The sequence below is a fragment of the Kitasatospora sp. NBC_00315 genome (assembly GCF_041435095.1).
Taxonomy (GTDB): domain Bacteria; phylum Actinomycetota; class Actinomycetes; order Streptomycetales; family Streptomycetaceae; genus Kitasatospora.
Map to the genome: position 1 here is coordinate 5346319 of NZ_CP108025.1, position 11623 is coordinate 5357941.

The following is an 11623-nucleotide window of genomic DNA, read 5'->3' on the forward strand; positions in this document are numbered from 1 at the left end:
GCCGGGGCCGGCTCAGCGGGCCTGGGCCTCGCGCAGCATGGCGGCGACCGCCTCGGGCTCGCCCGGCCGGGCGAAGTACCAGCCCTGCGCCGTGTCGCACCCGGTCTGCCGCAGCCGCTCGGCCTGGGCCGCGCTCTCGATGCCCTCGGCCGTGACGGTCAGCCCGAGCGCGTGCGCGAGCTGCACCATCGCGCGGACGATCTGCTCGTCCGCCTCGGTGCGCCGGGCACCCTGCACGGGCCGTCCGGGACCAGGGTCGCGGAAGCCCTCGATGAAGGTGCCGTCCAGTTTGAGCACGTGCACCGGCAGCCGGGAGAGGTAGGCCAGGTTGGAGTAGCCCGTCCCGAAGTCGTCGATCGCGATCCGGACGTCCATGTCGGCCAGCGCCTGGAGCGCCTGGAGCGGCCGCCCGCCGGGCCCGAGCAGGGCGCTCTCGGTGATCTCCAGCTGGAGCAGCCCGGCCGGCAGTCCCGAGCTCTCCAGTGCGTCGGCGACGTCCGCGACGATGTCGGAGTCCCAGATCTGGCGGGCCGCCAGGTTGACGCTGACGAAGGTCTTGGCGTCCGGGAACTCGGTCAGCCAGCGCCGCGCCTGGCGGCACGACTCCTCCAGCACCCACTTGCCGAGCGGGACGATCGCCCCGGAGGCCTCGGCGAGCGGGATGAAGCGGTCCGGTGAGAGCGTCCCGTACCGGGGGTGGCGCCAGCGGACCAGCGCCTCCGCGCCGTGCACCGACCCGTCCGCGAGCCCCACCAGCGGCTGGTACTCGACCGAGAACTCGCCGCGTTCCAGGGCGGGGCGAAGAGCGGTGGTCAGCAGCTGGCGGGTCAGCTGGTGGGCTCCGCGGTCCGGGTCGTAGAGCGTCCAGCGGGCCCGGCCGTCGGCCTTGGACCAGTACAGCGTCGCGTCGGCGTCCTTGACCAGGTCGGTCGGGGTGGTCCCGGCCACCGGGCGCTCCACCACGCCCACGCTCGCGGTCACCACCAGCTGGTGCCCGGCCACCTCGAAGGGGTGCTCCAGAGCCTTGACCAGTTGCGCGGCGAGCGCGGTGAGCTGATCGTCGCCCTCGCTGTCGGTCACCAGGACGGCGAACTCGTCCCCGCCCAGGCGGGCCACCAGCCGTCCCTCGCCCCGGGCGAAGCCGAGCTCCAGCCGGGCGGCGACCGCCACCAGCAGCTGATCGCCGATGTGGTGGCCGAGCGTCTCGTTGACGGCCGCGAAGCCGTCCAGATCCAGGTAGCAGAGCCCGACCCGGCGGCTGTCCGTCCGCCCTGCGCCGCCGGCCGGGCCGCGCGGCGGCCGCCCGTGCGCGGGGAGACAGGCGGCGTCGAGCCGCTCGAAGAACAGGGCGCGGTTCGGCAGCCGGGTCAGCGGGTCGTGCAGGGCCTGGTACTTCAGGCGGTCCCAGAGACGGCGCTGTTCGGTGATGTCCTCGACCATGGCGAGGGTGTACAGCGGTCGGTCCGCGCCGTCCCGGATGAGGGAGAGGGTCACCTTGCTCAGGACCGTCCGCCCGTCGCGGTGCTTGAGCCCCTTCTCCATCCGCAGCCGGTCGCACTCGCCCCGCACCAGCGCCCGGTAGAGCCGGCGCGGCGTGTCCTCGGCCTCGATGATGTCGTGGATGTGGGTGCGGACCAGCTCGGAGACCTCGCGGCCGATCATCGCCGCCAGGGCCGGGTTGGCCTCGATCACCCGGTCCTCGGAGTCGATCAGGGCCATCCCGATACCGGCGTCGGCGAAGGCCGCCCGGAACCGGGACTCGCTGGCCCGCAGGGCCTCCAGCAGCTGGTCGGTGTGGTCGGGCAGGGGTGTGGAACAGGCCGGGCAGACGGCCTTCGGGGCGTCGGTGGCCGCCGCGCCACGCGGGCCGCTCTCGTGCCGGGCCCGGTCGTACCGGTCGCCGCCGGGCGTGCCGGGGGCGACGGGCGCGACGGGCGCGACGGGCGCGACGGGCGCGAGAGCGTCCCCGTTCGGCACGCCGCTCGCGTGCGGCCAGGGACGCCGGTCGTCGATGTGTCGCAGTCCTTCGTGCCGCACGCCCTGGTGGTGTGCGTCGGCCCCCTCGTTCTGGCCCGGCACGGCACGCTCCCGTCCGCTGCTGACGCTGCTCCGGCCGGCTGTCCAGTGCCGCGGGGGCCGGAATCCCGCACAGCTGTCGAGGCCCCGCGGATTCTGTGCGCGGGGCCCACGTCGGGCCGCGCGCATCGAGCGCGGGTGCTGCGGCCGATCATAAAGCGCCGGTGCATCCGGCGGTGACCGCCGGCCGGGTGAGTCGCCGTGTTTCGGAGCACTTGTGGTGGTTCGTCAGGACGCGCCAACGCCCCCGGTGCGCAGCGATGGATGCGCGCCAGGGGCGTGTGCACTGGGCGTGCGCGCTCCCCGGAACCGGGGGCCCGGGAGCGCGCGCGTCGTCCGGCGGTCAGGCCAGCTTGGCGGTGAGCGTGATGGTCGTCCCGGTGAGGGCCTGGCTGACCGGGCAGTTCGCCTTGGCGTCCTCGGCGGCCTTGGTGAAGGCGGCCTCGTCCAGGCCGGGCACCTCGCCGGTCACGGTGAGGTGGATCCCGGTGATGCCGGTGCCGGGCTGGAACGTCACGTCGGCCTGGGTGTCGAGCTTGGTGGGCGGCGTGCCGGCGCCGGCCAGGCCGTGCGAGAGCGCCATCGAGAAGCAGGCGGAGTGCGCGGCCGCGATGAGCTCCTCGGGGCTGGTCTTGCCGTTCGGCTCCTCGGAGCGGGCCGGCCAGGAGACGGGGTAGGTGCCGATACCGGACGAGGCGAGGGTCACCTGGCCCTTGCCGTCGATCAGGTTGCCTTCCCAAGCGGTGCGTGCGGTGCGGGTCGTTGCCACGGGGTACCTCCGGTGCTGGCGGCTGCTGCTTGGTCACATCGGGTCATGCCGCGGCCCAGCCTACGTGCCGCCGTCCGGGCCACCGCGGACGGCGCTCTGAACTGCTTACACAGCGTCATACCGGCCACGTCCGTGGTTTTCGGACCCGGCCGGGCGCCGTGGACACGACTCTCGGCCCTGCGGATCCGGCGTCGGGCCCGGGCCGCGGGAGCCGCTCGGAGCGCGCGGGCGCCCCGGGCCACGCCACCGCCGGGCCGTCCGTCCCGTCGTCCGTGCCGCCGTCCGTTCGGCTGTCCGTTCCGTCGTCCGTTCGGCCGTCCGTTCGGCTGTCCGTATCGCGGACAGCCGGGACGGACGATGGGAGTCCGCCCCGGTCGCCCTGTTAGATTTGCCCGGGCCCGCGCCGGACCGCAGACCTGCCGGGTGCCACCTTTCCCGTACAGCCCCGGAGCCGCCCCGATGACGGACCACGCCACGACCCCCGACGCCGGCACGCCCGGGGAGATCGACGATGCCGTCCGGGCGGAGCTGACCGGCCTGCGGCAGAGCATCGACAACATCGACGCCGCCGTCGTCCACATGCTGGCCGAGCGTTTCAAGGCCACCCAGCGGGTCGGCCGACTCAAGGCCGAGCACAAGCTCCCGGCGGCGGATCCGGCCAGGGAGCGCGACCAGATCGAGCGGCTGCGCGAGCTGGCGGCGGGCGCCCACCTGGATCCGGTGTTCGCCGAGAAGTTCCTGAACTTCATCATCGCGGAGGTCATCCGCCACCACGAGGCCATCGCCCGGGCCTGAGCCGCACCGGCCCCACCGCCAGGGCACCCGCAGCCGCACCTGTGGCTGCCCCGCAGCCGCTGTCGGCGCCTCGGGCCCCCCGCCCGGCCGCGGCGCGGGCCGAGCGCCCGGGTCGTCCGTGTCTGCTGCTGCTAAAAGTCTGATTTCGTGACGCCGACCGTTGGCGTTAGCGTGCTGTCTTCCCGGGTCGGTCGATCCGGTGGATCGCGGGACCCCGGCCAGTCAGGGCGCGGGGCGCAGGGCCGTGGTCCGGAGAGGCGGTTCGGCGATGGCTTCGGCATTGGCTCAGAGGTGGCACGGGCACGATCGCCGGCCTCGGCCCCGCCCCGGGACGCCGTCCGTGCGGCCCACCGCGCCGGGCACCCCGTCCGCCTGCGTCACCCCGCCGGCCCGCGCCGCGGGGCACACCCGATGACCTCCGACCTGGCCGGCCCGCCCGGCACCGGCCACCGTCGCCGCGGCGCGCCCGTGGACCGCCCGCGCCGGGCCGGCGGTGGCACCGGATCCCGCCGGGCGGCGCGCCGCCGCCGGCCGTGGTGGGTGGAGCTCCCCGTGATGGTCGTGGTCGGCCTGGTCGTCGCGCTGACCATCAAGACCTGCCTGTTCCAGGTGTTCACCATCCCCTCCGGTTCGATGGAGAACACCCTGCGGATCGGCGACCGGGTGGCGGTCAACAAGCTCTCGCCGCTTCTCGGCTGGGAGCCGAGCAACGGCGAACCGGTGGTCTTCAAGGACCCGGGCGACTGGCTGCCGCCGCGGAGCACCGGTGCCGGGAACCCGGTCACCGACGCGGTGGGAAGCGCGCTGAGCTTCGTCGGCCTGGTGCCGCCGAAGGACGACAACTACCTGGTGAAGCGGGTCATCGCGACCGGCGGCCAGCGGGTCCAGTGCGCGGGGACGACACTGACGGTCGACGGAGCTGCGGTCAGCGAGCCGTACCTGTTCCCCGGCGACGACTCGTGCGCCGGGCTGGACTTCGGCCCGATCACCGTGCCGGCGGACCACGTCTGGGTCGAGGGCGACCACCGCAGCGACTCGGCCGACTCCCGCTACCACCAGCAGCAGCCCGGGGGCGGCGCCGTTCCGGTGGCCGACGTGGTCGGTCCGGTGTCAGCCGTGGCGTGGCCGGTCACCCACTTCGACTGGTTCGGCTGGACGGGCCGCTGACGAGCGGCACGACGGGCGTGCTCGCCTCTCCGCGGCCGCCACCGGGCGCCACCTGCGGTGAGGGCAGCATGTCGGGCGCGGGCAGCGGGTCGGGCCCGGGTGCCACCTGCGGTCCGGGCGGCACCTTCGGTCCGGCCTCCGGGGCCGACCCGCTCGGCGTGCCGATCTGGGCCGCGAAGGCGCCCGCCAGGACGAGCAGCCCGCCCGTGATCTGTGCCGGGCCGAGGTGCTCGCCCAGCAGGACCCAGGCGAGCACGGTGGCGACCACGGCCTCCAGGTTGGCCACCACCCCGGCCACGGCCGGTGAGAGGTGCCGGACGGCCACCACCCCGGTCAGGTAGGCGAGCACGGTGGCCACCAGGATCATCCAGAGCGCCGGGACGAGCGCGGGCAGCGTGTGCCCGTTCATCACCACGTCCCGCCCGAGCACACCCCAGTCGGCGTCCCACGGACGGGTGACCGCGGTGAGCACGGCGGCGCCGATCAGCAGGCCGTACGCGCTGACCGCGATCGGGTCGACCCGGCGCTCGCCCCGGCTGCCCGCGTCGGCCAGCACGAAGTAGCCGACCTGGCAGCAGGCGGCGCCGAGGGCGAACAGCACGCCGAGCGCGTCGAAGGTCAGGCCGTGCCAGACCTCGACCACGCAGGCCAGTCCGGTGACGGCGACGCCCGCACCCAGGGCCGCGCTGCGGTTCACCGGCCGGCGTTGCACGAAGCGCACGTAGCCCAGCAGCAGCGGCGGGCCGAGGTACTCGATCAGCAGCGCGACGCCGACCGGGATCCGCGAGATCGCGGCGAAGTAGCAGGCCTGCACACCGCCCACGGCCAGCAGCCCGAAGCCCAGCAGCAGCATCGGCCGTTGCCGGACCGCGCTCCGGTGCCGCCAGGCCAGCGGGAGGAGCACGAGGGCCGCGCCGGTCACCCGCAGCCAGACCGTGTGCAGCGGGGAGAGTCCGGCCTGGATGAGGGGCTTGGCGGCCGCGCCGGAGCCGCCGAAGGCGACGGCGGAGACCAGCGCGAGTGTCAGGCCGAGTGATCGGCCCGACGCGCCGCGAGGGTGGGGCTGTGAGCTGTGCATCGGGGCATTCTGCCAGCTGGGCGGGCATCTCGGTAAGGTGCCACTAGCTGTTTTGCTCCTCACATGCTGACGGGAGCCGTCCGGTCCGCCCTGTGCCGGACGCCTCCCGCCCGGTCCACCCGGTCCACCTGCTCCGCCCCGTGCCGGCCGCTTCCCGCCCGGTCCGCCTAGCCGCCGCCGACCGCGGCGCCGTTGGCGGCCTGCCCGGCCGCACCGGCTCCGGCGGGCGCCTTGGGGTTGCCGCTCGCCCCGGCGTCGGGCGCGACGCTCGCGCCCGGGGTCGGCGCCGAGGACGGCGTCCGGCTCGGCCGTGCGGTGGCGGTCGGGGAGGACTGCCCGGAGGAACCCTGCCCGGAGGAGCCCTGGGACCACCCCGGGTCGGAGCCGCCGGAGCCGCCCTGGCCCGGCGTGCCCTGGCCGGAGGTACCGGCGCCGGTCGTGGGAGCGGCGGAGGCCGGCTCGGAGGCCGTCGGAGAGGGTGAGGCGCCGGTGCTCGGAGTGCCGGACGCCCCGGCGGCGGCGCCGCTGTCGGTGCCGCTGCCCGCGCCGGTGAAGTCCGCCACCGGCTGCCCCTTCAGCGCGGCCTTCATGTAGGCCGTCCAGATCTGCGCCGGGTACTGCCCGCCGGCAGCGCCGGTGAGTCCACCGGTGCCCGCCAGGCTGACCTGCTTGCCGGTGACCGGGTCCTGGCCGAACAGCGCCACCGAGGTGACCAGGTCGGGGGTGTAGCCGACGAACCAGACCGACTTCTGGTCGTCGGTGGTGCCGGTCTTGCCGGCCACCGGCCGGTTCAGTGCCTGGGCCCGGTAGCCGGTGCCGCCCGGGTCGTCCACGACGCCCTGGAGCATCGCGGTGACCCGGTTCGCGGTCCGCTCGCTGATCACCTGCTCGACCTGCGGCGCGGGGAGCGCGGTCTGCTGCCCCTCGAAGTCCACCGACTGGACCAGCCAGGGGGTGATCTGCCGCCCGCCGTTGTCCAGCGTGGCGTACACGCCGGCCATGTCCAGCACGCTGGGCGTGGCCACGCCCAGCGGCAGTGAGGGCTGGGCCGCCAGCCCCGGGGTGTCGGCCGGCAGGCCGAGCGCGACGGCGGTGTCCCGGACCTTCGCCAGGCCGGTGTCCTGCGCGAGCTGGGCGAACACGGAGTTCACCGACCAGTCGGTGGCCTGCTGCAGGGTGACCTGCCCGTAGTCCTTGCCGCCCTCGTTCGGCGGCGCGTACGGCGTGCCGGTCGCGCCGCGCACCTTGCGGCCACTGGTGCCGTCGTAGACGGTACGGGGGCCGACACTCTGCCCGGACTGCGTCTTCGCGTTGCTGTCGAGGGCCGCGGCCAGGGCGATCGCCTTGAAGGTGGAGCCGGCCTGGTAGTCGCGCCGGGCGGAGTTGTCGACGAAGTGCTCGGTGTAGTCGGTGCCGCCGTACAGGGCGAGGACCGCGCCGGTCTTCGGGTCCACCGAGGCGGCGCCCGCCTGGGCGTTGGCGTCGGCCGCCCGGGTGCCCGGCTTGAGGTTGGCGGTCAGCTGGCTCCGGACGGCGTTCTGGAGGTCCTGCTCGCGCGCGGGGTCCACGGTCAGCTTGACCGTGTAGCCGCCCTTGGCGAGCGCGGCCTCACTGATGATCCGGTGCGAGGTGAGGTAGTCCCTGGCCGCGTTCACCAGGTAGCCGGCCTGGCCCTCCAGGCCCGGGGCCGCCTGCGGCGCCTTGACCTCGGGGAAGGTGACGGCGGCCCGCTCGTCCGCGGAGAGCCAGTTCTCCTTGACCATCCCGTCCAGCACGTAGTTCCAGCGGTTCAGCGCGTTCTGCTTGCCGGTCGGCGTCGCGGTGGAGACGTCGTAGGCGCTCGGGGCGTTCAGCACCGCCGCCAGGTAGGCGCCCTGCGCCGGGGTCAGCGCGGAGGCGTCCACCCCGAAGTAGGCCTGCGCGCCGGCCTGGATCCCGTACGCGCCGCGCCCGTAGTAGGAGGTGTTGAGGTAGCCCGAGAGGACGTCGTCCTTGGTCTCGGTGGCGTCCACCTTGAGCGCGATGAACAGTTCCTTCACCTTGCGGGTGACGCTCTGCTTCTGGGTCAGGTAGGTGTTCTTCACGTACTGCTGGGTGATCGTGGAGCCGCCCTGGGTGCCCTCGCCCTTGGCGGTGTTGAACGCGGCCCGGGCCAGGCCGGCCACGTTGACCGCGCCCTCGTGGTAGAAGTTCCGGTCCTCGGCGGCCAGCGCGGCTTGCTGCGCGGCGGGGGAGACCTTGTCCAGGCCGACGTTCTGCCGGTTGGTCTGGCCGGTCCGGGCGATCACCGAGCCGTCCCGGTAGAGCCAGGTGTTGCTCTGGGCGGTCGCGGCCGCGTGCGCGTCGGGGACCTGCACCAGCGTCACGCCGAGGACGAAGGCGCCGATCCCGAGCAGCACCGCGGCGACCAGGCCGCCCAGGGTCAGCCGCCAGCCGGGGAGCAGCCGCCGTACGCCGCTACGGCGGGGGCGCTGCTTCGAGAGGGTCTTCTGGGAGGGCACGCTGCGGCCGCTCCGATCGGTACGTGGCAAAGCGGCGGGCCTTTCCTACGGGTGGTCCGTGCCAGCCTGCACACGTGGTCACCTGAAGAGTTAGGGACCTTTGTCCTGTTTTTGCCCGATGTGGCGGCTCTCACGTCCGGCTCCGGCCCGGACCGCCGTGGGGAGGCCGGGGGGTGCGCGAACGCCGAGAGGCCCTTCGCTTTCGCGAAGGGCCTCTCGGTTGTCTGTGCGCCGCCAGGGACTCGAACCCCGGACCCGCTGATTAAGAGTCAGCTGCTCTAACCAACTGAGCTAGCGGCGCCTGTCCGACCCGGAGAACATTACACGCTCCACCGGGCCGCGACGAAACCCGTGCCGCCGCTCGCCCAGGTTCATCCCTGTTGTACCGGTTAGGGTGAGAACGTTCCCAGTCGCGAGCAGACCACGGGGAGGGCCGCCATGGCCGCGCAGTTCGTCCGGATCGACGGCCTGCCCCTGCACGTGTGCCGCGAGGGCGCCGGTCCGGTCTGCGTGCTCAGCGGCGGCCTCGGCAGCAGCTGGTTCGACTGGGATCTCGTGGTCCCGCTGCTCACCCCCTACCGCACCGTGGTCCGCTTCGACCGTCCCGGCTACGGCCTCAGCGCGCCCTCGGAGCGGATCCCGACCGCCGCCGGGGAGGCCGCCCGGATCCGTGCGGTGCTGGACGCGCTCGGCCTGACCGGCCGCTGCACGGTGGCGGGCCACTCGCTCGCCGCCTTCCACGTGGAGGCGTTCGCCCGGCTGCAGCCCGGGCGCACCGCCGGCCTCGTCCTGCTGGACGGCAGCTTCGAGCCGGACCCGGCCCCGCGGCCCGCCCCTGCCCTGCGCGACCTGACAGCGCGTACGGCCGCCGGCGCGGCCACCGCGCTCGCCGTGCCCTACCTGCTCGGACCCGCCGCCCGCCGGCTGGCCGCCCGGGAGAACACCGTCTGCGGCGAGGATCTGGCGCCGGCCGCGCTGGTCCGGCGCTGCTACCGGACGGGCCGGGCCCTGCGCGCGGCCCTGCGTGAGAACACCACCTACCTGGACGTCGCCGCGGAGCTGGCCGAGCTGCGCCGCTGGGCCCCGCTGCCGGACGCGCCGGTCACCGTGCTGGCGGCGGACGACGGGCGCGACGCCCCCCGGACGCACCGGGGCCTCGCCCGCCAGCGCGCCCTGGCCACGGTGCTCCGCGCCGAGTTCCGGACCACCGCGCCGGCCGGGCACCTGCTGATGTTCGACCGCCCGGACTCGGTGGCCCGCGCCGTACTGGACACCGCTTGAGCCCGCCGCCGGCCCGCCCGGTCGGCGGCGGGCGGCGTCCGAACCGCCCGTCGGTCGCCGGCGGAGGGGTTCGCGCGCACCCGGGGTGCGCGAACGCCGAGAGGCCCTTCGCTTTCGCGAAGGGCCTCTCGGTTGTCTGTGCGCCGCCAGGGACTCGAACCCCGGACCCGCTGATTAAGAGTCAGCTGCTCTAACCAACTGAGCTAGCGGCGCCTGTTGACCGGCACGACATTACACGCCGCCGAGCCGATCCACCCAATCGCGACGATCCGGACACGCTGGGTAGCAGGCGGGCCGGCGGGCGGCGCGGTGGATCAGCGGTCGCGCGGGCCGATCCGCCAGGCGAGGAGGACGACCAGGAACGAGGCCGCCGAGAAGGCGGTGGCCCACCAGGCGGTGCCGGTGCGGCCCTCCATCCAGGCGTCGGTGGCCACGGTCAGCGCCCAGAGCTGGCCGATCACGACGGTGATCGCGATCGCCACCCGGGCGTTGAGCATCGCGGACCGCTCGGGTTCGTGGTCGGCGCCCGCGCCCGGACCGGGCCCGGTGCGGCGGATCCGGGAGTCGGCGTAGCCGCTGGTGGAGCGGATCTGCGGGTAGCGCTCCGGCAGCGGACGGTTGAGCCGGGGCTGCCCGCTGCCCGGTTCGTACTCGGGCGGGTAGGTCACCGCGGACTCCCGCAGCCGGCGCGCCGGGCGAGCGCGGGGTTGCGTCCGACCGGACCCCGGCAGAGCCCGGCCTGCTCGCTCTCACCGGAACGGGCGGTGCCGATGGCCCAGACCGCGCCGAGTTCGTCCTCGATCATGATCACCTTGGGCAGCGGCCGGGGCGGCGGGCCGGAGGTGACCTCGCCCGTGCGGGCGTTGAACACGCCCTCGTGGCAGGGACAGAAGAGCCCGTCCTCCTCGGCGTGGTCCTCGCGCCAGAGCACGCCGCAGGCCAGGTGGGTGCAGACGGTGGAGTAGCCCACCAGCGTCCCGTCGGTGAGCCGGATCGCCATCGCGCGGTCGTCCTCGCCCGGGTAGTCGAAGGTCACGGCCCGTCCCTCGGGCAACCGGTCGGCGACCTTCAGCGGAGCGGCCGTGCCGTCGCCGTGGCGGTGCAGCACGCCGGCGGCGACCAGGGTCGAGCCGACCGCGAGGCCACCGGAGACGGTGGCGACGATCCGCAGGTAGTCGCGGCGGGTGGTGAGGGAGTCGGCGCTGATCCGGTCGACCAGGGCCGTCTGCTCCTCGGGTGTCGGCTCGCTCACGCGGGTGCTCCGTTCCCGGGCGTGGGCCGCCCGTTGACCTCGATCACTCTCAGCAGCCCGCCCGCCGCCCGTCCGTCCGAACGCGAGGCCTCGCCCACCGTGCCGGCCAGGACGTCCCCCACCAGCACGCCGCCGGCCGGCAGCCCGCCGGGCACCGCGGCGTCCCGCCGCTCGGCGGGAACCACCATGGCGACGCCGGTGGAGACCGTGACGTCCCCGAAGGCGAACAGCGTCGAGACGTCCGCACCCGGCCGCTCGCTCCGGAGCTCCTCCAGCGTGCCGTAGAAGAGCGCCCCGGTCGGGCAGACCGTCGCGCACATCGGGGCCAGGCCCAGCGAGGTGCGGTCGTAGCAGAGGTTGCACTTCATCTGCAGCTTGGCGTCCAGGTCGATCTTCGGCACCCCGAACGGGCAGGCGCTGACGCAGTTGCCGCAGCCGATGCAGCGGGTCGGGTCGGCCTCCTGGACGACGCCGTCGGGGGTGATCAGGATGGCGTCCGCCGGGCAGACCTCGGCGCACGGCGCGACCGGGTCCTCGCAGTGCATGCAGACGGTCGGCAGTGAGGCGACCGAGTGCCCCTCGTCCGGGTAGTCCAGGTGGATCATCGATCTGCCGCGGTGCGAGTCGCACTCCCGGCAGGCCGAGACGCAGGCCTGGCAGCCGATGCAGCGGCCGGGGTCGATGAAGACGGTGCGCCCGAGCAT

At 74.4% G+C, this 11623-nt stretch carries 9 protein-coding genes, 2 tRNA genes and 1 pseudogene; 3 read left to right on the forward strand and 9 right to left on the reverse strand.

The features are described 5' to 3' along the window. Positions 1–12: 12 nt before the first annotated feature. Positions 13–2079, reverse strand: a complete 2067-nt coding sequence (locus OG823_RS22235; RefSeq protein ID WP_371481370.1) for a putative bifunctional diguanylate cyclase/phosphodiesterase — start codon at positions 2077–2079, stop codon at positions 13–15. 340 nt (positions 2080–2419) lie between these two features. Beyond that, positions 2420–2845, reverse strand: coding sequence for an OsmC family protein (locus tag OG823_RS22240; protein ID WP_371481371.1), 426 nt, complete (start codon positions 2843–2845; stop codon positions 2420–2422). A gap of 459 nt (positions 2846–3304) precedes the next feature. Here OG823_RS22240 and OG823_RS22245 point away from each other — a divergent pair, with 459 nt between their 5' ends. Next, on the forward strand, positions 3305–3640 hold the full coding sequence (locus OG823_RS22245; RefSeq protein ID WP_371481372.1) for a chorismate mutase: 336 nt from the start codon (positions 3305–3307) through the stop codon (positions 3638–3640). 411 nt (positions 3641–4051) lie between these two features. Continuing rightward, positions 4052–4807, forward strand: a complete 756-nt coding sequence (lepB, locus tag OG823_RS22250) for a signal peptidase I (protein WP_371481373.1) — start codon at positions 4052–4054, stop codon at positions 4805–4807. Here the strand turns inward: lepB and OG823_RS22255 are convergent. The 3 genes from OG823_RS22255 to OG823_RS22265 all read right to left on the reverse strand — a co-directional run bounded on the left by OG823_RS22255 (position 4770) and on the right by OG823_RS22265 (position 8687). Continuing rightward, positions 4770–5885 (reverse strand): EamA family transporter, encoded by a 1116-nt coding sequence (locus OG823_RS22255; protein ID WP_371481374.1) that lies wholly within the window; start codon positions 5883–5885, stop codon positions 4770–4772. The genes lepB and OG823_RS22255 overlap by 38 nt on opposite strands. A 167-nt stretch (positions 5886–6052) precedes the next feature. After that, on the reverse strand, positions 6053–8386 hold the full coding sequence (locus OG823_RS22260; protein WP_371481375.1) for a transglycosylase domain-containing protein: 2334 nt from the start codon (positions 8384–8386) through the stop codon (positions 6053–6055). Between the two features lie 227 nt (positions 8387–8613). Further along, positions 8614–8687 (reverse strand) — tRNA-Lys (locus tag OG823_RS22265). A 137-nt stretch (positions 8688–8824) separates the two neighbouring features. Here OG823_RS22265 and OG823_RS22270 point away from each other — a divergent pair. After that, a complete protein-coding gene (locus tag OG823_RS22270; protein ID WP_371481376.1) occupies positions 8825–9667 on the forward strand; it encodes an alpha/beta fold hydrolase in 843 nt (280 codons plus the stop codon). A gap of 139 nt (positions 9668–9806) precedes the next feature. Here OG823_RS22270 and OG823_RS22275 read toward each other — a convergent pair. From OG823_RS22275 to OG823_RS22290, 4 genes and pseudogenes are all read right to left on the reverse strand, one after another. Continuing rightward, positions 9807–9880, reverse strand: a tRNA-Lys gene (locus OG823_RS22275). A 101-nt stretch (positions 9881–9981) separates the two neighbouring features. Further along, positions 9982–10335, reverse strand: coding sequence for a DUF6755 family protein (locus tag OG823_RS22280; RefSeq protein WP_371481377.1), 354 nt, complete (start codon positions 10333–10335; stop codon positions 9982–9984). Beyond that, positions 10332–10919, reverse strand: a complete 588-nt coding sequence (locus OG823_RS22285) for a ubiquinol-cytochrome c reductase iron-sulfur subunit (RefSeq protein ID WP_371481378.1) — start codon at positions 10917–10919, stop codon at positions 10332–10334. Before OG823_RS22285 ends, OG823_RS22280 begins: the two co-directional genes overlap by 4 nt. 137 nt (positions 10920–11056) lie before the next feature. Next, a pseudogene (locus OG823_RS22290) lies at positions 11057–11623 on the reverse strand (4Fe-4S dicluster domain-containing protein); the annotation flags it as partial.